The sequence below is a fragment of the Endozoicomonas sp. G2_1 genome, assembly GCF_017744155.1.
GTDB lineage: Bacteria > Pseudomonadota > Gammaproteobacteria > Enterobacterales > Alteromonadaceae > JAGHQT01.
In genome coordinates this window covers 196,231-219,521 of the sequence record NZ_JAGHQT010000001.1, presented here as the reverse complement: position 1 = coordinate 219,521, position 23,291 = coordinate 196,231, and the positions used below count along the sequence as shown (strand labels likewise).

Annotated in this window: 20 protein-coding genes; 17 read left to right on the top strand and 3 right to left on the bottom strand. The window is 41.7% G+C overall.

What is annotated here, in order from left to right; all coding sequences use genetic code 11:
* The first annotated feature begins 25 nt into the window (after positions 1-25).
* The 7 genes from J7384_RS00955 (at position 26) to kdsA (ending at position 9,635) form a co-directional block, all read left to right on the top strand.
* Positions 26-388 (top strand): SirB2 family protein, encoded by a 363-nt coding sequence (locus J7384_RS00955; protein WP_209110310.1) that lies wholly within the window; start codon positions 26-28, stop codon positions 386-388.
* 36 nt (positions 389-424) lie between these two features.
* Positions 425-2,347 carry a S9 family peptidase gene (locus J7384_RS00950; RefSeq protein ID WP_209110309.1) on the top strand — a complete coding sequence of 641 codons (1,923 nt, stop codon included), beginning with the start codon at positions 425-427 and terminating at the stop codon, positions 2,345-2,347.
* Between the two features lie 149 nt (positions 2,348-2,496).
* Positions 2,497-4,428: a S9 family peptidase gene (locus tag J7384_RS00945; protein WP_209110307.1), complete on the top strand. Its 1,932-nt coding sequence runs from the start codon at positions 2,497-2,499 to the stop codon at positions 4,426-4,428.
* An 80-nt stretch (positions 4,429-4,508) separates the two neighbouring features.
* Positions 4,509-6,434, top strand: coding sequence for a S9 family peptidase (locus J7384_RS00940; protein WP_209110305.1), 1,926 nt, complete (start codon positions 4,509-4,511; stop codon positions 6,432-6,434).
* Between the two features lie 148 nt (positions 6,435-6,582).
* Positions 6,583-7,383, top strand: coding sequence for a tetratricopeptide repeat protein (locus J7384_RS00935; RefSeq protein ID WP_209110303.1), 801 nt, complete (start codon positions 6,583-6,585; stop codon positions 7,381-7,383).
* Positions 7,384-7,514: 131 nt separating this feature from the next.
* A complete protein-coding gene (locus tag J7384_RS00930) occupies positions 7,515-8,759 on the top strand; it encodes a DUF819 family protein (protein ID WP_209110301.1) in 1,245 nt (414 codons plus the stop codon).
* 33 nt (positions 8,760-8,792) lie between these two features.
* Positions 8,793-9,635 carry a 3-deoxy-8-phosphooctulonate synthase gene (gene kdsA / locus J7384_RS00925; RefSeq protein ID WP_209110299.1) on the top strand — a complete coding sequence of 281 codons (843 nt, stop codon included), beginning with the start codon at positions 8,793-8,795 and terminating at the stop codon, positions 9,633-9,635.
* A 270-nt stretch (positions 9,636-9,905) separates the two neighbouring features.
* On the opposite strand, the gene J7384_RS00920 is transcribed toward kdsA, so the two are convergent.
* Positions 9,906-10,172, bottom strand: a complete 267-nt coding sequence (locus tag J7384_RS00920; RefSeq protein ID WP_209110297.1) for a hypothetical protein — start codon at positions 10,170-10,172, stop codon at positions 9,906-9,908.
* A 349-nt stretch (positions 10,173-10,521) separates the two neighbouring features.
* On the opposite strand from J7384_RS00920, the gene J7384_RS00915 reads away from it, so the two are divergent.
* The 5 genes from J7384_RS00915 to J7384_RS00895 all read left to right on the top strand — a co-directional run bounded on the left by J7384_RS00915 (position 10,522) and on the right by J7384_RS00895 (position 14,824).
* On the top strand, positions 10,522-11,433 hold the full coding sequence (locus J7384_RS00915; protein ID WP_209110296.1) for a transcriptional regulator GcvA: 912 nt from the start codon (positions 10,522-10,524) through the stop codon (positions 11,431-11,433).
* Positions 11,430-12,167: an alpha/beta family hydrolase gene (locus tag J7384_RS00910; RefSeq protein WP_209110294.1), complete on the top strand. Its 738-nt coding sequence runs from the start codon at positions 11,430-11,432 to the stop codon at positions 12,165-12,167. Before J7384_RS00915 ends, J7384_RS00910 begins: the two co-directional genes overlap by 4 nt.
* Positions 12,154-12,585, top strand: a complete 432-nt coding sequence (locus J7384_RS00905; protein ID WP_209110292.1) for a DUF423 domain-containing protein — start codon at positions 12,154-12,156, stop codon at positions 12,583-12,585. Before J7384_RS00910 ends, J7384_RS00905 begins: the two co-directional genes overlap by 14 nt.
* Before the next feature lie 62 nt (positions 12,586-12,647).
* Positions 12,648-13,733, top strand: coding sequence for a 23S rRNA (cytidine(2498)-2'-O)-methyltransferase RlmM (gene rlmM, locus J7384_RS00900; RefSeq protein ID WP_209110290.1), 1,086 nt, complete (start codon positions 12,648-12,650; stop codon positions 13,731-13,733).
* 83 nt (positions 13,734-13,816) lie between these two features.
* Positions 13,817-14,824, top strand: a complete 1,008-nt coding sequence (locus J7384_RS00895; RefSeq protein WP_209110288.1) for a hypothetical protein — start codon at positions 13,817-13,819, stop codon at positions 14,822-14,824.
* On the opposite strand, the gene J7384_RS00890 is transcribed toward J7384_RS00895, so the two are convergent.
* Positions 14,802-15,734: a LysR family transcriptional regulator gene (locus tag J7384_RS00890; RefSeq protein ID WP_209110287.1), complete on the bottom strand. Its 933-nt coding sequence runs from the start codon at positions 15,732-15,734 to the stop codon at positions 14,802-14,804. The two genes, J7384_RS00895 and J7384_RS00890, sit on opposite strands and share 23 nt — an antisense overlap.
* Before the next feature lie 244 nt (positions 15,735-15,978).
* Here J7384_RS00890 and J7384_RS00885 point away from each other — a divergent pair, with 244 nt between their 5' ends.
* The 4 genes from J7384_RS00885 (at position 15,979) to J7384_RS00870 (ending at position 20,049) form a co-directional block, all read left to right on the top strand.
* Positions 15,979-17,127 (top strand): alpha-hydroxy acid oxidase, encoded by a 1,149-nt coding sequence (locus J7384_RS00885; RefSeq protein ID WP_209110285.1) that lies wholly within the window; start codon positions 15,979-15,981, stop codon positions 17,125-17,127.
* A gap of 121 nt (positions 17,128-17,248) precedes the next feature.
* On the top strand, positions 17,249-18,658 hold the full coding sequence (locus J7384_RS00880; RefSeq protein ID WP_209110283.1) for a cache domain-containing protein: 1,410 nt from the start codon (positions 17,249-17,251) through the stop codon (positions 18,656-18,658).
* A gap of 9 nt (positions 18,659-18,667) precedes the next feature.
* Positions 18,668-19,288, top strand: coding sequence for a response regulator transcription factor (locus J7384_RS00875; protein WP_209110281.1), 621 nt, complete (start codon positions 18,668-18,670; stop codon positions 19,286-19,288).
* Positions 19,289-19,326: 38 nt separating this feature from the next.
* The gene (locus J7384_RS00870; RefSeq protein ID WP_209110280.1) at positions 19,327-20,049 is read left to right on the top strand and encodes an SIMPL domain-containing protein; all 723 of its coding nucleotides are present in this window, start codon (positions 19,327-19,329) and stop codon (positions 20,047-20,049) included.
* 208 nt (positions 20,050-20,257) lie between these two features.
* Here the strand turns inward: J7384_RS00870 and J7384_RS00865 are convergent, their stop codons facing one another.
* Positions 20,258-21,733, bottom strand: coding sequence for a LytTR family DNA-binding domain-containing protein (locus J7384_RS00865; RefSeq protein WP_209110278.1), 1,476 nt, complete (start codon positions 21,731-21,733; stop codon positions 20,258-20,260).
* A gap of 309 nt (positions 21,734-22,042) precedes the next feature.
* Here J7384_RS00865 and J7384_RS00860 point away from each other — a divergent pair, with 309 nt between their 5' ends.
* A complete protein-coding gene (locus J7384_RS00860; RefSeq protein WP_209110276.1) occupies positions 22,043-23,182 on the top strand; it encodes a serine hydrolase domain-containing protein in 1,140 nt (379 codons plus the stop codon).
* The last annotated feature ends 109 nt before the right edge of the window (positions 23,183-23,291 follow it).

The window sequence follows — 23,291 nt, the reverse complement described above, 5'->3', positions numbered from 1 at the left end:
AATAAGGTGTTGTAATAGGTAGCCTATGAAACATTTACATATGACACTAGCGGTATTGAGTATCGCTTTATTTAGCTTTCGCTTCTTTTTAACTCTCGCCAATTCGGCAAAGTTGCAGCAAAAATGGCTAAAGATCACGCCCCATGTTATCGATACCTTGCTACTTGCGGTTGGTATTGGTATGGCGGTTAAGCTTGCGCTTAATCCATTTGAGCAGCTTTGGTTAGGGGAAAAATTATTAGCCATTGTTGCGTACATTTTTACTGGTTTTTACGCGCTTAAATTTGCCCGCAATCGCACCATGCAAATCTTTGGTTACGTCGGCGCGGTCGGCTGGTTTATGTTGGTAGCTCGTATTGCCATGACTAAAGAAACCTTTATTTTTTAATTTTTTAATTACCGTTTAATCTAATAAGGATTTTTAATGAGCACATTACTCCGCTTCGCTGCGGTTATTTTACTGTGTCTAGGATCGCCTGTTCAGGCACAAAAACTGCCAACTGAAGCTTTTGCAAGCTTACCCGATGTTAGTCAAATAAAATTATCACCCGACGGCAAACAAGCGCTTGTATTGGTGAAAGTTGAAAACCCAAACGCGTCGGGTAATTTAATTCGTCTATTTGATTTGGAAAAGCGCGACATCAAAGATTTGATGTTTTCCGATAATGAAAAATACAAGATCACCAGCCTAGAGTGGGCAAACAATAAGCAAGCCCTGTTGTGGGCACATTTCCCCGCTGTTCGTTACGGTACTCCGGTCATTGAAACACGTATTTTGCGCTTAGATGTTAAAACAGGTGAAACCTTACATATATTGCCGCAAAAGTTTATGAAGCGTTTGAAGTTTATTCCAAATATTATGTCGAACGTCGTCGATATGTTGCCTCATGACGACGAACACATTTTGATGTCAATGGCTGGCTTATCTGAAAATTTAGACACCGCGGTTATTAAAGTTAGCTTGCGCGGCAAAGGTCGTGTGAAGGTCATTCAACATCCACGTACAGATGTTTACCAATGGCTAACCGACAGTCAAGAAAATGTTCGTATAGCAATAAAGCGTGAAGATAATGAAACTAAATTCACTATTTTAGAACAAAGTGAAGCGGGTGCTGATTTACGTGAGCTTTGGCAGTTCGAAGCATTTAGTGATCAACAAGTTTGGCCGCTTGCTTTTGGTAAAGATAAAAATATTCTTTATGTTGAAGCGTTATACAAGGGTAAAAATGCCATTTATAAAGTCGATTTAACTGACAAGTCGCTTACCAAAGAGCTGGTTTATTACAATAGTAATTACGATGTCAGTACTGATATTCGTCGTTCACATAAAACCGGTGAAGTCGTGGGTGTTGGTCGCGAGTTTTGGCAACCTGAGTTGAAACAATTACAAGCAGAACTCGATCAATTGTTGCCAAATACCGATAACTACTTGACCAGTTTTAGCGCCGATGAAAATCGCTATATTGTTATTTCAACTAGTGATACTGATGCCGGTAGTTTTCTGATTGGTGATAAAAAGGCTAAAAGCTTAAATCATCTGGCCTACCGCTATACTGCATTAGCACCAAATTTAATGGCTAAAAAGCAGCTTGTTAAATACGAAGCTCGCGACGGCTTGGAAATTGAGGGCTATGTTACCTTACCGCAAGGTGAAATTATGGATTTACCAACCATTATTTTCCCTCACGGTGGTCCAATTAGCCATGATACCGATGGTTTTGATTATTGGGCACAGTTTTTGGCCAATCGTGGTTATGCAGTATTTCAAATGAACTTTCGCGGCTCTTCTGGTTATGGTCACGACTTTATGGTCCAAGGTTTAAATGGCTGGGGCCAAGCGATGCAAGATGATGTTGAAGACGGCACCCGTTGGCTAATTGATCAAGGTATCGCTAATAAAGATAAAATTTGTATTGTTGGTGCGAGTTATGGTGGCTATGCGGCACTTATGGGCAGTATTAAAACACCTGAACTCTATCAATGTGCGGTTAGTTTTGCTGGAGTGACAGACATAGAATACTTAGTTGATTCACGAAAAGGTTTCAGCAACTATGAAATTGTCAAAAAACAACTTGGTAGTGACAAAAAATTGATGCGTCAATATTCACCTATCAACCACGTTGAAAAGATTACTAAGCCTGTTTTGTTAGTGCATGGTAGCGATGACAGGATTGTTAAAGTGAAGCATAGCCGGGCAATGGAAAAAGCGATGAAGCGTGCTGATAAATCAGTTCAATATGTTGAAATTGATGAAGGTGATCACTTTTTGTTGAATAATCAACACCGCCTTGCAACGTTTAAAGCAATAGAGCAATTTTTAGCGGAGCATTTACCCGCAGGTAATTAGCAGTATTAGGTCAATGTAGATATAAAAACGGCGAGCAACAATAGCTCGCCGTTTTTTGTTTAAATTTGTAACAAAATTGTTATATTATTTAATACAGTCATCAAATTAACAAACCTCGTTGTAATAAATAAGGTTTTATAGGGAATATAATGAGAAGCTACTTATTTAATATATTGTGTTTACTGACTTTGTTAGTAAGCAAGACCAACGCTCAATCCTTACCAGTAGAAGCATTTGCCAGTTTACCTGACGTCAGCAGTGTTGCGTTGTCTCCTGATGGTCGCAAGGTCATTTCACTTGTTAAAATTGAAACCAGAGAACATTCTGGCAAATTGATCAACTTGTATAACGTCGAAACTAAAAAGTCTAAACCACTTGTTTTTTCCGACAACCAGAAATACGTAGTAACTCAAGTTTATTGGGCAAGTAATGATTATGTCTTGATTGAAGCTAAATTTCCTGCCTCGAGATATGGCGTACCTGTCACTGAGACTAGGCTATTAAAAGTTGAAGTTAACTCCGGTAAAGTTTCTTCTCTGTTACCAAGGCACTTTATGAAGCAACTTAATTATATTCCTAATATTATGTCAAACGTTATAGATTTGATGCCTCATGATGACAACCATATTTTGATGTCAATGGCGGGGTTTGGTAGTGACGCGTCTGAGTCGGTAATAAGAGTAAGTTTGTCTGGTCGCGGTCGTACTCGCGTAATTCAAAAGCACCGCAGTGACGTCATGGATTGGTTGACTGACTATCAGTCTAATGTTCGTATTGGATTCAAACAAAAAGGCAGTCGCTACACTATTTTTGAATATCACGGTAAAGAGCGAAAATATCGTGAATTGTGGCAGTTTGAAGCGTTTAGTGAAGACGCTGTATGGCCTCTTAAGTTTGATAAGGACCCGAACATTCTATATGTTGAAGCTCACCATAATGGTAAAGATGCCATCTTCAAAGTTGATTTAAGCCAACCGGAATTGAAAAAAGAGCTTGTCTATTTTGATGACGAGTACGATGTCGTGGGTAATTTGCGGAGATCACCAAAAACAGGCGAAATCATTGGCATCGGTAGTCATTTTTGGCACCCTGACTACCAAAAGTTGCAAAAAGGTATTGATCAAGCATTACCCGATACGTACAACTATATGTTTGGTTTAAGTGATGATGAATCTCGTTACCTGTTGCTAAGCACTGACGATACTGATCCAGGTATGTACTTGATTGGTGATAGAAAAGCCAGAACAGTGAATTATATTGCCGCTAGGTACCCCAAGTTAACGCCAGAAGTATTGGCTGATAAAGTATCGATTAGCTACAAGGCAAGAGATGGTCTGACAATTGAAGGCTTTTTAACAACACCAAAGGGAAAAAGTGACAAAAATTTACCAACGATTATTTTTCCTCACGGTGGACCAATTAGTTATGATGGCGACGGTTTTGACTATTGGACTCAGTTTTTAGCTAATCGCGGCTATGCAGTTCTGCAGATGAACTTTCGTGGTTCATCTGGTTATGGTCACGACTTTATGAAGCAAGGCCTTCAAAGTTGGGGGCAGTCAATGCAAGATGATGTTGAAGATGGTACTCGGTGGCTAATTGACCAAGGTATAGCTGACAAAAACAATATTTGTATTGTTGGGGCTAGTTATGGCGGTTATGCTGCATTGATGGGGGCAGTCAAAACACCGGATCTTTATCAGTGTATCATCAGTTTTGCCGGCGTTACTGATGTAGAGTACTTGGTCAAATCTCAGCGTCGATTCACCAATTACGATATCGTTAAAAAACAAATTGGCGATGATTATGATCAGCTGTGGCAAGTTTCTCCATTAAAGCATGTGGATAAGATCACTAAACCTGTTTTGTTGATTCATGGTAGCAAAGATCGGGTCGTCAGAGTCAGGCATAGCGATAAGATGGCGTCTAAATTGAAACGCGCTGAAAAACCGGTTCGATACATAGAAATAGATGGTGCCGATCACTATTTAAGTAACAATGAGCATAGACTTCAAACGTTCAATGAGATCGAATCATTTCTCGCGAAACATCTTAAATCAGACTCAATAAAAAAATCATAATGTCGATTTTTTTATTGATATTCTTTATTCAATGAATATGGCTATAGTTCGGTAAACAACGTTAGGAATAATATGCGATTGTGAAGCAAGTAGTACTTTGGGCTTTGTTGGCCTTGAATCTATTATGTGGTTTTGTTTTTCAATCTAGTGCAGGAAAATTGCCGGTAGAAGCATTTGCCAGTGTGCCTGACGTTGACCACGTTAGCTTATCGCCAGATGGTAATAAGATTATTTCACTGGTTAAATTCACCAGTGAAAATCGCTCGGGAAAGTTTGTTAACCTTTATGATCTTGCTACAGGCAAAGCAAAAGCACTATTGTTTTCGGACAACGACCGATATGTGATTACTGATTTGGCTTGGGCTAACCGTAAAAAAGTGTTGGTGTGGGCGAAGTTTGCTGCGGCTCGCAATCGGGTCTTGACCACTGAAACTCGAGTTGAAATCCTCGATATTGACAGCGGTAAAGTATCGCCTATTGTCTCTCGCAACTTTATTAAACGACTGAGTTATTTGCCCAATCGAATGGACAATGTTATCGATATCATGCCCAATGATGACAATCATATTTTGATGTCGATGGCGGGTGTTGAGTCCGGCGGCAGTCATTCTGTGGTGAAAGTTAATTTGAATTACCCGGGCAAAGCTAAAGTCGTGCAAGCACCACGCAGTCATGTTATTGACTGGTTAAGCGACTATCAGTCGCGCGTTCGCATTGGTATCGCGTTAGACGAAGATCAATACACTATTTTCGAGCTAGGCAAAGGCAACGGTAAACGCCGAGATTTGTGGTCATTTGAAGCATTTAGTCAGCAGCAGGTTTGGCCATTAGCATTTGACCAAAATCCAGATATTCTCTTCGTAAAAGCGCTATATCAAGGTAAGGATGCTATTTATAAGGTCGATTTGAACGAAAAGACCTTGGCGAAAGAGTTAGTCTATTTTGATCCGTACTACGATGTTAGTGGTGATATTCATCGTTCACCAAAAACCGGTGAAGTTATTGGTATTGGCAATCATTTCTGGTCACCGAGCTACAAAAAGCTCCAAGCTGGCATTGATAAGGCATTAGCTGATACCAACAATGCTTTAATCAATTTTAGCCATGACGAAACTAAGTATTTATTGCTTAGCACCAGTGATAAGGAGTCAGGGCTTTATTTAATTGGCGACCGCGTTGCCAAAACCGTCGATTTTGTTGCTGCTCGTTACGAGCAGCTCGCGCCGGGGCTACTGGCGGAGAAAAAGGCCGTTAGCTATCAAGCGCGCGACGGCCTAGAAATTGAAGGTTTTTTGACTTTACCGAAAGGTCAACAAAAGAACAACTTACCAACAATTATTTTTCCCCATGGCGGTCCTATTAGTTACGACGGCAATGGTTTTGACTATTGGACGCAGTTTCTGGCTAATCGCGGCTACGCGGTATTTCAAATGAACTTTCGCGGCTCTTCAGGCTACGGTCATGACTTTCTCAAGCAAGGCCTGCAAAACTGGGGACGGGCGATGCAAGACGATGTTGAAGACGGTACCCGTTGGCTGATTGAGCAGGGGATCGTGGATAAAAGCAGAATTTGTATTGTTGGCGCCAGCTATGGTGGTTATGCCGCGTTAATGGGGGCAATAAAAACACCAGATTTATATCAATGTGTCATCAGTTTTGCCGGTGTCACTGACTTACCTTATCTGCTGAGTTCACAACGTTTCTATCACGGTTTTGAATTGGTAAAAAAACAGCTCGGTGATGACCAAGCGCAGCTACTAAGTGTTTCTCCCGTCGAGTTTGTCGACAAGATTAACCAGCCAGTGCTGCTGATTCACGGCAGCAAAGACCGAGTAGTAAAAATGCAACACAGTTATAAAATGGCAAGCCGACTTAAAGCGGCCAACAAGCAGGTTGATTACCTTGAACTTGAGGGAGCCGATCATTACCTGAGTAACAACGAACACCGACTGCAAACCTTTAGCGCCATCGAGGCATTTTTAGCAGAACATTTAGCTGACAAATAATCATGCTAGCCCTTTAAAAATGATTATTTGTCCCCACTTCATCAGTTTGTCGATTAAATGCTGATTTGTTTGTTGAGAATCTACCTAGTTAGTGACAACTAAGATCAAAAGTAAATCAGCGAATTAGTATAGTGGTTTTGTAGTTTTAATGAACGATTTGTTGTTGTCAGAAATTAACGCAGAAGAAATAGACCTGTTACAAGCAGTCGCGTTAATTGAAGAGTTTATTTTTGGTGAGCCGGTCGACGCGCTTGAATATGCCAAACAGTTGAGTGATTACTGTCAATCAACGGTGAGTAGCTTAACCGACGAACTCGATAAAGCTGAACAACTGATCAACGAACTCTATGTTCATCAACTATTTATCGATATCCACCGCCAAGTTTGGCCAGTTGTTAGCCACCAGCTTTCCCACGCACTCAGCTATCGCATGTTGGCGCCAATGCTAAAATGCATTCTGCTCAAACACATTATAAGTCACTGTGGTTTTGACACAGAAATTGTGTTTGTGCCAGAAAAAGTGATGCTGCGGATTATTTGTGAAAATGACTATGCGATTATTTTTGATCCGGTCACTGGCGAGTCATTAACTTGGCACGACTTAGATCAAAGGCTTGACGAATTAAGCGGCGACCCAAGTCAGCAACAAGTAGAAGTTATCGCTGACCGAGACGTAGTATACAAATACATATCTTCGATGAAAAATGCGCTGATTGCCGAGCAGCAATTCGATCACGCGCTAAAGTGTATTGATATCTTATTGGCAATGAGACCTGACGATCCATTTGAAAGAAGAGATCGCGGATTTTTGCTACATCAACTTGATTGCTTTAAAGTAGCTTACGATGATTATCGCTATTTCATTGAGCAATGCCCGCAGGACCCGGCAGCGCAACTGTTAAAAATACAATTAGATAATATAAAAATAGCTAATACAGTTTTGCATTAATCAGCAGCACGTTTATCGTCGATTGCTTTTGATACCTTGGGTATGACAACGTCTGCTCAGTGTTTTCTAGAGCCTAATGTCGGCGCAAAATAAAGGACGATTAATACTCAACTGATTTTAGGGGAGTTAGAATGGAACATTCACCATTAATTACCAATGATGCCACCATACTCGGCATTTTAGCCATTATGCTCGGCAGTGTTTTTTACACCGCTAACAGTACTAGTCCAATCTGGAAAAAGTTCTATACCATAGTACCTGCAGTGCTGGTGTGCTACTTTTTACCGTCATTACTCAATACCTTTGGCATTATTGACGCAAAAGAGTCCAACATTTATTACGTTGCTTCGCGCTATTTACTACCTGCATGTCTTGTCTTGTTGACCCTAAGTGTTGATTTGAAAGCCATTTCTCGTCTTGGTTCCAAGGCTGTTATTTTATTTTTAACCGGTACGCTTGGCATTGTTATTGGTGGTCCAATTGCGCTCTTAATCGTTGCCAGTTTTGTCCCCGATTTACTCGGCGTGAGTGGCCCTGAAGCCGTTTGGCGCGGTATGACTACGGTGGCCGGCAGCTGGATTGGTGGCGGCGCCAATCAAGCGGCGATGAAAGAAATATACGGTGCTGGCGATCAAATTTTTTCAGCCATGGTCACGGTTGACGTCATTGTTGCCAATTTATGGATGGCGGTGCTGTTAATTATGGCAGGTAACGCGAAAGCTATTGATGCCAAAAGTGGTGCTGATACTTCGGCAATTACTGAGCTTAAAGAGCGCGTTGAAAACTTTCAGGCGAAACACGCGCGCATTCCCCAGCTCAACGATTTAATGGTCATGGCGGCAATTGCCTTTGGCGTTACTGGTTTTGCCCATTTATTTGCCGATACCGTTACGCCATACTTTGTTGCTAATCATCCTGAATTAGCACGTTTTAGTTTTCACAGTAAATTCTTTTGGATGATTGTTTTTGCAACTACCGTTGGTATTGCGTTGTCGTTTACCAAAGCAAGAGAACTAGAAGGTGTTGGCAGCTCCAAGCTCGGTTCAGCATTTTTGTATATTTTAATTGCATCTATTGGTATGAAAATGGATGTCACCATGATCGCAGAGGCACCCGTTTACTTTATTATTGGTGCTATTTGGATGATCATTCACGCTAGCTTAATGCTGATTGTTGCTAAAATGATTAAAGCACCATTGTTTTATATGGCGGTGGGTAGCCAAGCGAATGTTGGCGGTGCAGCATCGGCACCTGTGGTCGCTTCAGCATTTCACCCGTCTTTAGCGCCAGTTGGCGTATTGTTGGCAGTACTTGGTTATACCGTAGGCACCTACATGGCATGGCTGTGTGGACAAATTTTACAGACCATCGGTTAAGATCAGCAGTTATATTTTTAAAAGGCTAAATAAATGAGTTTACAAACCATTAAATTGGATAACATTGAAGTCGCAAACGACAAACCGTTTGTGCTATTTGGTGGCATGAATGTGCTTGAATCACGCGATTTAGCGATGAAAATTGCCGAGCACTATGTTGAAGTGACCAATAAACTCAATATTCCTTATGTATTTAAGGCGTCGTTCGACAAAGCCAACCGCTCATCGGTGACCTCTTATCGCGGGCCTGGTTTGGAGCAAGGGTTAAAGATTTTTGAAGAAATCAAACAGACTTTTAACGTACCTGTGATTACCGATGTGCACGAGCCACATCAAGCTGCGCCGGTAGCCGAAGTTGCTGATATTATCCAATTACCCGCGTTTTTGGCGAGACAGACTGATTTAGTCGTCGCGATGGCAAAAACTGATGCCGTAATCAATGTTAAAAAGCCACAGTTTTTGGCCGCTCATGAAATGCGTCACATCATTAAAAAGTTTGCTGAGGCGGGTAATGAGCAAGTGATTTTATGTGAACGCGGTAGTTGTTTCGGCTATAACAACTTAGTGGTAGATATGCTGGCGATGGACGAAATGAAAAACTATGCACCAGTGATGTTTGATGCAACTCACGCGTTGCAAAGACCTGGTGGGCGCAGCGACTCTGCTGATGGCCGCAGAGCGCAAGCAGCTCAGTTAGCACGCAGTGGCATGGCATTGGGTATTGCAGGCTTGTTTATTGAAGCACACCCAGATCCTGATCAAGCGAAATGTGACGGTCCGTGCGCGTTGCCTTTAGATAAATTGGAACCGTATTTGGCTCAAATGAAAGCGGTAGACGAATTGGTTAAAGGTTTTGAGCCACTGATTACCGGGTAAATTAGGCTTTGGGGCAGGTGCGTTCTTCTTCACGTCCGTAAATGTATGCGCTCTTTGCCATCTGACATACATGGACGTATTAACGGCTTGAGAGCCACAGATGGCGTAAAAGGCCATGGCACTGCGTTATTGCCGAGATGGATGTCGGTACTTAGTTTTTGTCTGGAACAAAAAAACTGACCGTTCATCCTGAACATAAAAAAGCCGGGTTAGCTATTCGCTAAATCCCGGCTTTATTTTGCGAGCATTTTGTTGTTTGACAACAACATATTATTCAGCAAATGTATCGGCTTGTGCCAATTGTGCTGTTTTTTGAGAAGCAAGTTGGTAAGACTGCTTAACAAGGATTTTTTGAGCTTGTTTAGCTGTGTTGTCAACTTGAATCGTTAAACTAGTCATTGCAACGGTTAATTCTGCTTTAACGCTTTCATTTAAAACGTTTTTGTTTAACTGTTCAGCTTTAACCAAAGCGTTAGCTTGAACTGACATTGCGCTGGTTAATACAGCAATAGCTGCTAAAATTTTTACTACTTTCATTGTGCCTAATCCTATTTAGAGGTTACTACTAATACCCAAAGATAGATGTAGGACTTGCTTCTTTAGCGGTTGACTGCTGGTTGGGGGGACAGTCAATGACACTCTCATTCTGCAACGCGCTAATACCCTTGTCTCAATAAGTAGCCGTTAGCGGGTTTGGTTTGAGTTCAAGATTGAGTCCTCAATCTATGCTGCACATTCTAAAGAAAAGATGGCGTCTTGAGAAATGACGATTTATAATGTTATTCATTAGTTTTTCTAATGAATAAAAGCATGACGTTTAACGCTGATTTCACAAATCTGTCATTTTGTTTAGGTTACATAATAAGAATGCCACAGGGGAATTAACTTGGCTGCTAGACTCCCACCACTAAATGCGCTTAGAGCTTTTGAGGCCTCGGCGCGACATTTGAGCTTTACTAAAGCTGCTGAAGAGTTGTTCGTTACTCAAGCGGCGATTAGTCATCAAATAAAATCGCTGGAAGAACATCTTGGCTTAAAACTTTTTATGCGAAAAAATCGCGCTTTGTTATTAACTGAGGAAGGCCAAGGTTATTATCTCGATATCAAAGATATTTTTAATTCCCTGCACGATGCAACCGAAAAACTATTAGCGCGAGGAGCAAAAGGGGCTATAACTGTTAGTTTACAACCTAGCTTTGCGATCCAATGGCTAGTTCCCCGTTTAAATGAGTTTAATCGCTTGCATCCAGAGATCGATGTTAGGATCAAGGCGGTCGACCAACCCGACAGCTCATTGACTGAAGATGTTGATGTCGCGATTTATTATGGACGAGGCCGCTGGCCAAATGTTCACGCCGATAAATTACACACAGAGTATTATGTACCTGTGTGTTCGCCGATGCTATTAGCTGGTAAAAAACCGTTGTTAACGGTACAAGACTTGGCTAACCATACCTTATTACACGATGAAACCCGTCGCGATTGGAAGCGCTGGGTAAAAGACGTTGGCGTTAAGGGAATAAACGTTAACCATGGCCCGATCTTTAGTCATTCTGCGATGGTGCTACAAGCGGCAATTCACGGCCAAGGGGTTGCGATAGCGAATAGTGTTTTGGCAAAGCCGGATATCGACTCTGGTCGCTTGGTTTGTCCGTTTGAAGAGGTGCTCGTCAGTCGCAGCGCCCGTTACTTAGTTTGTCGTGAAAGCCAAATTGATGTCGGTAAAATATCGGCTTTTCGCGATTGGGTACTAACCACGGTGGCACAAGAAGAAGTAGCCAATGGAGATAATGCGTGATTGATGATGTTAGCTTAAATAATTTAGCCAAAGATATCGGCGTTAAACTCGACCTTGTCGAGCAAGCCAAAGCACTGATTGTGTTTAGCCATGGTGCTGGTGCCGATTTAAATCATGAATTTATGTCTAGTTTTAGCCAGTTGCTGAATCAGCAGCGGTTGTCAGTATTGCGCTTTAACTTCCCTTACATGGATAAAAGAGCGCAAGACGGTAAGCGAAGACCGCCGGATAGAATGCCCAAACTCATTGCCCGTTATCTTGAAGTGCTGAGCGCTGTTGACACTAAGCTACCTATTTTTTTGGTCGGCAAGTCAATGGGCAGTCGTGTTGCGGCAACCATAGCCAGTGATTTGTTACACGATGAACTGGGTGAGAAAATGTTATCTCAACTTGGTCAAGACAGCTGTATTACCGATATTGAAACGCTAGCGGGCAAGGTTAGTGGTGTGGTTGCCTTGGGCTATCCGTTTCATCCCATCGCTAAACCAGAAAACACCAGACTGGCGCCGTTGCAAGAAAGCTCAAAGCCAGTGCTTATTTGCCAGGGGCAACGAGATAAGCTCGGCAGTCAAGAAGAGATTGAAACGTACCCTTTACCAGCCAGTTGCCGCGTTGAATATTTTATTGATGGTGATCACGATCTCAAGCCAAGAGTTAAATCAGGGTTTAATCAACAGCAGCACTTAGACAAGGCAGCAGTGCTGATATCGGAGTTTATTGATGAACACAGCTAATATCAGTTCGGCAACTAATACCGACGTAATACACGCGCGTTATGGCAAAATCAGCGCCTTTTTAGTGTTTTTTGTTAGCGTCAGCGGCGCTTTTTCTGTACTATTCGGCGCTTGGTTGGCTCATGGTGGCCAAAGTTTAGCGGCTGAGCTGCTCTTTCGGTTAGAGCAGGCACACAGTTACCAGTTTTTACACACACTAGCACTAGCTGCTGCGATTATCGCTTATAGAGTCACTAAGCAACATTTATGGCTTATCCCTGCACTTGGGTTTTGTTTAGGTATGCTGTTATTTTGTGGCAGCTTGTATTTTAAAACACTGCTCGATATCGCATGGCTCAGTAAGTTTGCACCTTTTGGTGGCTTAACGCTTGCCATTGCTTGGCTGACGTTAGCTATTCCCTTGCTAAAAACACGCTAGCAAGTAAAAGTAATTGTGTAAGCAGCCAACAGCATTGAATTAAAAGAGTTTAGAGAAAGGTTATGACCGCGATCGTTTTGTATTGTCGCCCCGGCTTTGAAAAAGAGTGTGGCGCTGAAATTCAAGAAAAAGCCGCTTGGAATGAAATTTATGGCTATATAACCTTAAATAAAAACCAAGGCTTAGTGTTTTTTCACCTGCATAACCCAGAAGATGGCGAAGTGCTTATTGAGCGTTTGCCGCTAAAGCGTTTGATTTTTGCTCGCCAGTGGTTTTTAACGCTGACCGATAAAATAGAGCTGCCGGATTACAATCGAGTAGAAGCAATTGTTGATGCGCTAGGCGGTGATTGGCAGTACGCCGATTTACGTATGGAAACCACTGATACTAACGACGGTAAAGCACTGTCGAAGTTTTGCCGCAAGTTGGCCGTGCCACTGAGACAAGCGCTGCGCAAAAAGAAAATACTGACCGAACAAGGTGATGACTTTGGTGCTAACCTTCACGCGCTGTTCTTTAGTGGTCAAGAAGTTATTTTAGGCTATTCGCTCGGCAGCAATAGCTCAAAACACGTGATGGGTATTCCAAGGCTCAAGTTTCCGAGCCAGGCACCAAGTCGCTCAACCCTTAAGCTCGATGAAGCGTTTCTCTATTTTATTCCGAAAAAAGATTGGGACAGCCGCTTAACGTCTGGCCTCAATGCGGTTGATCTTGGTTCAGCTCCCGGTGGCTGGACCTATCAGCTGGTGCGTCGTGGCATGATGGTTTCTGCAGTTGATAATGGCCCGATGGCTGAATCTTTGATGGAAACCGGCCAAGTTAAGCATTATCAAATGGACGGTTTTAAATTTGTTCCTGCCAAACAAAATGTTTACTGGTTAGTTTGTGACATGATTGAAAAGCCGCAACGAGTTGCCAAGCTGATGATGAACTGGCTGTTACACGGCTACTGTAAAGAAGCCATGTTCAACTTAAAACTGCCAATGAAAGGTCGTTACCAGCAAGTGATGGATGACTTGCAAACCATTAAAGATGGTTTTGCCGAGCACAATGTTAAATACGAGCTTTACGCCAAACATTTGTATTACGACAGAGAAGAAGTGACGGTACACGCACGCCTGTTGTCACCGCCGCCATTGGCTAAATAATATTTGTAGCAACTCGTGTAGAGAAGTGGTTGTGAGACTTAAATCAGAGTATTGTAGATAACATTGCAATTCAGAGGGATGAGATGATGATGTTAACAAACAAACTGTCAAAGGCGCATCTACCTCTTATTTTTTTACTCCTGATATCTGGTTTTTGGAGTTACTACTATTTATCGAGTAATGCGCTTAATGATTATGGCAGCTACAAACCAGAATGGCTGTTAATGATTGATGGCTTTTTAGTGCTGCCTGTCTTGTGTTTTTTGTGTATAAAAGACAAAAAAGAGGCAGCGATTAAAGCCTTGGTATATAGCAGCCTAATTGTTTTGTTGGGCAGCTGGGTTATTCCCCAACATTCAAAAATGCTCTGGTCTTATTTTGAATCTGGCCGTTATTTGTTATTAGCGATTTTTCTAGTTGTTGAACTTGTCTCAATAACAACAGTGATTCTGGCAATAAAAGCGCGATTTAACCAAAATGTTGACCCTGATTTTGCAATATCTCACCCAGTAGAAAAATACTTGGGAAAAACCATTACCAGTAAACTAATTTGCTTTGAAGTGAGAGTATGGAGTTATTTACTGTTTGCCAACCGAATAAAGTCGAATCAGTTTATCGGAGGTCAACACTTTAGCTACCATAACAAAGATGATACTAAGACCAATTTACTTGGTTTTATCTTAGTTATTGCCTTTGAATTACCGATAACCCATCTACTTATACATTTTATTTGGTCGCCAATAGCAGCCAATGTCATTAGCGGGCTGACACTATTGAGTTTAGTGTTTTTTATCGCGGAGTACCGCGCGGTATCTCGCAGACCAATATCGATAACACCGACAAGCGTTTTAATTCGTTTTGGCATCTACAACAGTCGTGCAGTTGATTTTGCAACCATTGAAACCGTGCAAGTGAATCACCAACGCATTGCTAGAGCTAGTTATATCAAGCGCTATAACTTCTTTGGTCATCCCAATGTTCGTCTTAAATTGAAAAATGGCAACTTAATTTATCTTGGCCTAGATCAACCAGAGCAGTTTATCCAAGTAGTAAAGCGTCAATTAGAAATTAACCAAAGTACTCAGCCTTAGCTTGATACGCTTGCCTGATGTGCTCGATTAATTGGGCAATTTTGGCCGGTTGGTGTTTTGTGTAAGGGTAGAGGGCGTAAACGCCGAGTTCACGCGCTTGGTAGTCAGGCAATAGCTGTACTAATTTTTCAGCTTGTAGATCTTCATATACGCAACATTTAGGTATGTAAACAATACCATAACCGGCCAGCGCGGCTTTGCGCAGGGCTTGAGAGTTATTGGTCGAATAGTTACCCGAAATTCTAATGATCTGCTCTTCGGCTACTTTGCTTTTAGCGCTAGCGTTAACTTTGGCTTTAAAGCGCCAGTCATAGGAGCCAGCAGCTTGATAGGTGTAGGCTAAACAGTTGTGCTGGGTCAAGTCCTCTGGTTTGGTCGGGCTGCCATATTTAGCAATGTAGCTTGGCGCGCAGCAAACCACCCATTTTGATTGAATCAATGGTTTGGCTATCAAGCTTGAATCTTCTAAGATCCCCGTTCGTATTGCTAAATCCAAACCTTCTTTGACAAGATCGACAAAATCGTTTTCAAGTCGCATATCTATGGTTAGTTTCGGGTGCTGCTGACAAAAGTCTCCAATCGCTTCTGCTAGCAACAATTCACCTGAAATCGTTGGCACCGTCATTTTGATAGTACCAGTGAGACCCTCACTAAAACTACTGACCGCACTTATCGCGGTATTTACTTGCTGGCTAATCGCTTTACTGTGCTGGTAAAGCATCTCGCCAGCTTCCGTTAAGCTCAATCTGCGTGTGGTGCGATAGAGTAATTGTACGCCTAGTTCGCGTTCTAATTTTGTGATCTTCTTGCTCAAGGCTGGTGTCGATAAATCGGCGAGTTGGGCCGCTTTATTGAAAGACTTTGCCTCTACCACTAGGGTAAACAAGGCGAGATCATTGGCGTTAGGCATAGTGTTATTGCAAGTTCAAAAGGTTAATTCAACAATCGTTAAGTCAATGACAGAATATTGGCTTTATTAGGTTGTTTTAAGAAATAATAATTTAATTTAATCACTATATATTAATAATCGAATTGGCGCTACAGTGTTGAACCTATAACAATAATAACCAAAATTATTTATCGTCTCTTCCAGCCGTAAGCCAGCAATAAGTTGCCGCTTGAAGACGAATATCATTTACAACAGAGTTGAGATCATGAAAGACTATTTTGATGCCAGATATCCAGATGTTAGCGACTTAAAAGCCCGCGCTAAACAACGTATGCCTAAGTTTGCCTTCGATTATTTAGTCGGCGGCTGTATGGAGGAAATTAGCGTTGCTCGAAACCGCCAAGATGTTGAAGCCGTGCAGCTACGCAGTGAATTACTGAAACCCTTCGACGGCAGCAATTTAGAAACTGAAATATTTGGTCATAAATACAGTGCACCATTTGGTATCGCGCCGGTTGGTTTACAAGGTTTAATGTGGCCCAAAGCACCTGAAATTTTGGCAAAGTCGGCGAAAGAGAAAAACGTGCCTTACATTTTGAGTACGGTGTCATCGGCGAGTTTAGAGTCAATTGCTGAGATCTCTGAAGGCCATGCTTGGTATCAGCTTTACAATCCTACTGACGATGGCATTCGCAACGATTTGCTAAATCGCATTAAAGCGGCGCAATACAAAGTGTTAGTGGTTACCGTAGATGTGCCGACCTTTGGTTATCGACCACGCGATATTAAAAACGGCTTGGCGATGCCACCTAAAATGACCTTAAAAAATATTTGGCAAATGGTCACTAGCCCAGCTTGGTTTGTTGAAACTGCACTGGCGGGTAAGCCTGAAATGCAAACCCTTAAGCCTTACATGCCGAAAAATATGCCAACTGACGAATTAGCGGCATTTATGAATAAAACTGTGATGGGGCGCGTTGATATCGAAGGTTTAAAACCAATTCGCGATTTTTGGCAAGGCCCTCTGGTTATCAAAGGCTTAATTAACGAAGCCGATGTTGCCAAAGCCGTTGAGTTAGGCGCAGATGGCGTGATTATGTCAAACCACGGTGGCCGTCAGCTCGATGCTGGTGAGTCACCGATTAAGCCATTGCAAAACGTATCGGAAAAATACAAAGGCAAAATTAAGATTATGATGGACAGCGGCCTGCGCAGTGGCACCAATATCGCTGGTGCGTTAGCCAGTGGCGCCGACTTTACCTTTTTAGGGCGACCGTTCGTTTATGGTGTTGGGGCACTGGGTAACAAAGGCGGTTATCACGTGATTAACTCGTTAACCTTACAGCTCACCCAAATTATGAATCAACTTGGCTGTAGTAGCGTTGAAGACTTGCCCAATTACTTAGTTAAATAATCCAATCTAAAAAGCGCTGATTTTCAGCGCTTTTTTGTATTTGCAATCAATGATGACTTGGTTATCGGCTCGATAAAAATAGGATAATATAGCCATGTCTAATCGTTGCTGAGGTATCTACATGCCAGCTAAACTCAATATTAATTATCGCTTGCAGTTAATCACTATTTTGCCGCTAGTTATAGCACTAGCAGCCGTGCTTACCGCGACTCAGCGCGAATTTAAAGCACTAGCCGAACAGGCAGAAACAAGTTATCGACAAAACGTTATTGACCATCGCCAACAAGAACTCAAAAACTATGTCTCGATTGCTCGCGGTGCTATAGATCATCTTTATCAAGGCCAAGAGCTCAGTGAACAAGATTATCAGCAGCAGGTTAAACGAGTTTTAGCTGATATGCGTTTTGGCGTCGATGGTTACTTTTTTGCTTATGATTACGATGGCGTGAACTTGGTGTTACCTGGCCAAGAGTGGCGTATTGGTCAAAACTGGTATGAAATGGAAGACATTAACGGTGTTATGGTTATACAAAGCCTAATTGAACAGGGCAAAGCGGGTGGTGGCTTCTCTCGTTATGTATTTAATCAACCTTCTCGAGACCATGAAATCGGTAATAAAATGGCTTACTCTGAAGGGCTAGATAATTGGCGTTGGGTTATTGGCACCGGTGTTTATATCGACGATATCGATGAGCAAATATCGGTACTCAATACCGCGATGAGTACACACATTAGTAAAGCTTGGCGAATGACCTTGTTTATTGGTGCTCTCGCCATTGGTGTTGTATTTACCTCGGGATTGTTTATTCGTTACAGTGAAAAACGGTTGGCGAACAAAAAGCTCAGAGAGCTTAATGAGCGCATATTCCAAACCCAAGAAGAGGAGTGTAAGCGCTTTTCTCGGGAGCTTCACGACGGTATTAGTCAAACGGTTGCTGCGGCAAGGTTTTCACTGGAAACCGCACAACTAAAACACCAACACAAAGACGATGCCAGTCAAGACATTGATCATGCGATGACGCTAATTCGCAAAATTATGGTTGATATTCGCAGTATTTCTCATCAGTTGCACCCCGGAATTCTCGAAGACTACGGCTTAGGTGCAGCACTCGATGATTTAGGGCAAGAATTTAGTAAACGCACGGGGATAAAAGTTGAGGTCAAGCGACTATCAGTGCGCAATGTCCTAACAACTGAGCTAAAAACAACGCTGTATCGCATCGCTCAGGAAGCTATTACCAATATCGAGCGTCACGCCAATGCCACCGAGGTACTTATTTCGTTGAGCTTAGCCAATAATTGGTTAGTGCTGGAGATTACTGATAATGGCCAAGGTTTTGATTATGACTCAGTACAAAAATCCACTAAGGCATATGAAGGTATCGGCCTGCGCAATATGAAAGAGCGTTTGCACTTTTATCAAGGTAAATTAGAAATCACCTCGAACGTGCGTAAAACTAGTGTATTTGCTTATATTCCTAAAAGTCAGTTGCGCTATAATGCCGATGTTGACGACAGCATAAAGAGTTAGAGAATTGCTATGATAAAAGTGCTATTGGCGGACGATCATCCTTTGTTTCGCGAAGGGCTCAAGTATCGGCTCAGCCTAGAGCCTGACATTGAGGTCGCGCAAGAAGCCGAAAACGGCAAACAGGCACTTGAGCTATTGCAGCAGCAGTGTTTTGATCTTGTTTTGATGGATATTAATATGCCGGAAATGGACGGCATGTACGTACTTGAATTAATTCGTGAGCAAGAACTTGATTGTAAAGTGCTGATGCTGAGCATGCACGACAATAAAGAATATATTTTGGCGGCGATGCGCCACGGTGCCAATGGCTACATTTTGAAAGATGTGCCAGGGAATGAATTGATCGCCGCGATCAAAAAAGTTGCCAGCGGGAAGTCTTATTTTAGTTCTGAAGTTACAGAAATACTGTCAAAAGAATTGGCTGGCGAGCAGCGAGGTGTTGTTACTCGTCGCGAACAGTTAGTGCTCAGGCTAATATCCCATGGCTTAAATGACAAACGCATTGCCCAAGAGCTCAACGTTAGTGTTAGAACCGTTGAAACACACAAGCGCAATATCAAACAAAAACTCGGCATTGACTCTACGGCGGGTTTGGTTCGCTACGCTATTGACTACGGGTTAGATAAATAGTTTAGTAGGTCATCAAGTTTCACAGGACGTTTATTGATATGGATAATAAAAGTAGTGGTTTAGTTTTTTCAGCATTACTTGTCGCAAGTGGTATTGCTAGCGCAGGATATTTTATTAGCGAAACACTCTATAAGTCGAGGGTCGCGCTAAACACTGCAGTAGTAAAAGGCTTGGCAGAGCGCAAGGTTACCGCTGACAAAGCATTTTGGTCAATTAGTTACACCGTTACCGGCAGTAAATCCGACGACATAGCGCAGCTTTATCGCGACAGTGAATCTGATCAGAAAAAAATCGTAGAGTTATTAAAACAAGTTGGCTTTTCGTCTGGCGAAATCAAGCTAGGTGTTATCAATTACGTCAAAGAAGAGTTTCGCGATGAAAACCAAAAACTCGTTGATGAAAAGCACGTTTTAGTCGGCGAAGTTGAGGTGCAAACCAATAACGTACAGCTGGTTTCTCAGGGCAGAGCTAAGTTAAATACATTAATCGCTCAAGGATTAGATTTAAAAAACTACGCTCCGACTTACCACTTCACCAAGCTTAACGATATCAAACCTGAAATGCTAAAAGAAGCGACAACCAATGCGAGATTGGCAGCCAACGAATTTGCAACCAATGCTGGTGTTAAGGTTGGTGGCATCAGAAGTGCAGTTCAAGGTGGCTTTGTCATTAGAGATATTGGTGAGAACTACGGCGATACTCGCAAGATTGAGAAAAACGTTCGCGTTGTCACCAATGTTACTTTTCTACTAACCGATTAGTCTGAAAGTATGTTTAAACCAGCAACAAAAAGAATCGAATATGGCTTTTTGTTGCTCGTTTTTAGTTACTGAGCTGTAAAAATATATCAGTTATAAAACTCGGCACTCGACCCGACAATGACGGCGAATAGGGTAAAGTCTATACCCTCTGTGTTACATACTTTGGCTAAGCTCGTCTTCGAGTGAAAAGCGGACGTCTACTCATTCATTATTTGCTGCGTTTCAGTAAACCTCTCAATTCAGCAACTCTATACCGACTAACGGGGATTTTTTCTTGATTTGTCATTTCTAGCCAATACTTACTGCCTGGAGCTGACTTTAAGGTTCTAACCACGTTTAAATTTACAGCGAAAGACTTATGAACCCTAACAAAGTTAGCTGGCCCTGTATTCATAATTGCGCCCAACCCGTTTTGGTGTAAATATGTGCTACCATCTAATAACATTACTAAGGTATAGTTACCTTCCCCTTTTAGAGCGTAACATTCAGAGACTCGAATTACTTTTTCTTGACCGGCATCCTTTATGGTGAACTGCTGTAATTCATCATCAGCGTTTTGAGCACCAGCTTGGTTTTTTGTATCAACATAGGACCACCCCCAAGCACCACCAATGAGAATCAACGAGCCAATAAATAGGAAGCTATCAAGGAATAGACCGATGGATGATTCTATTGAAACTACACTGGCGATACAAAAAATGGGAAGTGTAGACAGATAGCCGATTCGTTTCTTTAATGATAAAACCGCAAATATAAGTGAAGGAGCTAACACCAGTAAAATAAAACTCTTTGCTAGTTGTAAATCTTCACCGTTAGTTGGTAAGTAATTGTTTATTAGCGAAATTAAAGCCCCCAATACAAGTGGTATTTTTGCAAACTTCGCGTCAATTACCTTGTAACAGGTGTATATTAAAGTTAATCCCGCAGCCATTAGCCCAAGCCACCCAACAACACTTCTTAATTCATGGTAGTGGTAGGGGTAGTTAATAATAGCTCGTGATACTTCTGCCAACAGTACAACGATGATAAATAAGCCATATCCTCCAAGGCCTGTGTGCATTATGTTGCCGGCGCTTCGTCCAATGCGAAGACTTTGTATACTAAGGAGAATAAGACCACTCAGAATGAGCAGTGGTGCCACGTAATATCGCAAATCACGTTGTCCGTCCTTACGGTACGGAGTTAACCAAACATAGTGCAAAATAGAGCTGTCACTCATTAACAAGTGTTGAGTTGAAAGTCGAAGCTCAATTAGGTGAATACCGGGTTGCAATAATCTTGGAGGGACAAATGAAGAGAAATCGATTGGCCCTATCGTTTCCTCATTAATAGTATTTCCTGCGCTTCCTTTGTTACCTATATTTTCCCCATCCCAAAATATTTCTGCACTAAAAGGGCCTCCTATCATTAAGCTAATCGGCTGTTTCCATTTTTCAGAATCATCAATATGTATGGTAAAGCGAATATTTTGAATCTTTTCATTATCACCAATCTTCATTCTATTGCTGTCTACCCAAGTTCCTTGATCGTTGAGAGCTTGAAGTTGATAACCAGACCAAAATATGGTTTCAAATACAGTTGTACGATGAGTAATAAATAACCCTACCGCGTACACTATTGTTATAAAAAGAAAAAATTGCCAAACGCTCATTGCGCTTTTGAGCTTTTTATCTGAGCTACTCATCAATTTCCTGAGCTATTCATTCATTTATTGTTGTCTATAAGCTTCCATGTTGCATATTACTCGGTATAGCAAGACAGGTACAGGCGCTCGACATGTAAACAGTTCCAAATACTGTTGAGTATGTTGATCAATCGCTATAAATCTCTGTTTTGGACTTGCGTACTGTAAAGGGTGATCAGTTTACCCATAGACGTTATTCAACTTTAACGCTAAAAGTAGCGCACAACTTTTAACCTAAAAAGGCACGTGGTTCAGGATAACTTTAATCAAGTAACTAAACGTCTCTTACACATAAAATACGGATTACAAATGCTTAAAAAACTATTAATTAGCATGGTCACTTTCGCTATTACTTTATCGACTAAGGTAGTAGCAAGCCCTAATTTGAACGCGAGTACTTTAAATGAAATGGAGTCAATTCGCTCAGAATATAATTTACCGTCATTGTCTGTTGCCATAGGTATCAAGGATGAAATAGTTTTTGCTCAGGCGATTGGATATGCTGATATCAATAATTCACGACTTGCAAGTAAGGACACTCAGTACTCTATTGGTAGCCTGGCTAAGCCAATGACAGGCTTGGCTCTGGCCAGTTTGATAGACTCAGAAAAGATTAGTTTAAAGTCACCTGTTAGCTCCTACGTGAAAACGCCAAAATATACCGAACTTTTTAATGTCGAAGAATTAGCTGCTCATTTAGCTGGTATTCCTCATGATACACCAGAGCGGAATATTGCAGAGTTTGAAGAGGTGAAAGATCATAAAAAACCTATAGATGCTTTTTATGTATTTGATAAACACCCGTTACTTTTCGAACCCGGCACCGATTATAAGTATTCATCCAATGGGTATATCCTTTTATCCGCGGTAGTCGAAGCAGCAGCAAATACAGATTTTGTAGGCTTTTTACAACAATCTTTATGGTCTAAATTTGGTATGGAAAATACAGAACTAGATACTTCAGTTGCGGGTCTGAAGAACGAAGCAATGTATTACTCAGATTACAGTAAAAACGGGACATACATCGAATCCGTTAAGCATAGAGACCGAAGCTTTCTCTTCGGTGGTGGTGGCTTTATCTCTACTCCTTCTGATTTAGTAAAAATGGCTCAAGCCACGTACGATAACAGCTACCTTTCATACAAGGTAAAAAAATTATTGGTAACACCAATAAAAATGAGAAACGGGAAGGTAAATTCAGAAAACTACTCGCTTGGTTGGCGGGTTGGAAAGATAAAACTAATGGACACAGAAAAACGTAAAAGAACAGTTTTACATCATGGAGGTGTAACAGATAGAGCATCCAATGCCTACTTATTGGTTATTCCTGAATGTAAAGCTTCAATTGCTTTCGCGACTAACTACGTGCCAAATAATTTCTGGCGAATACGTGGGAGAATGGCAAAATTACTTATAAGTAATATTGATGCAAATACCTGTTTAAATTGAGTGCCAGCTTCTGGCACAAAAATAGACCTAAGGCGCAGGCTCATTTAAGAGCGAGAAGCTGACTCTACGTCTGGTTTATACACAAAGCGGATGGTTATAGTTATATTTT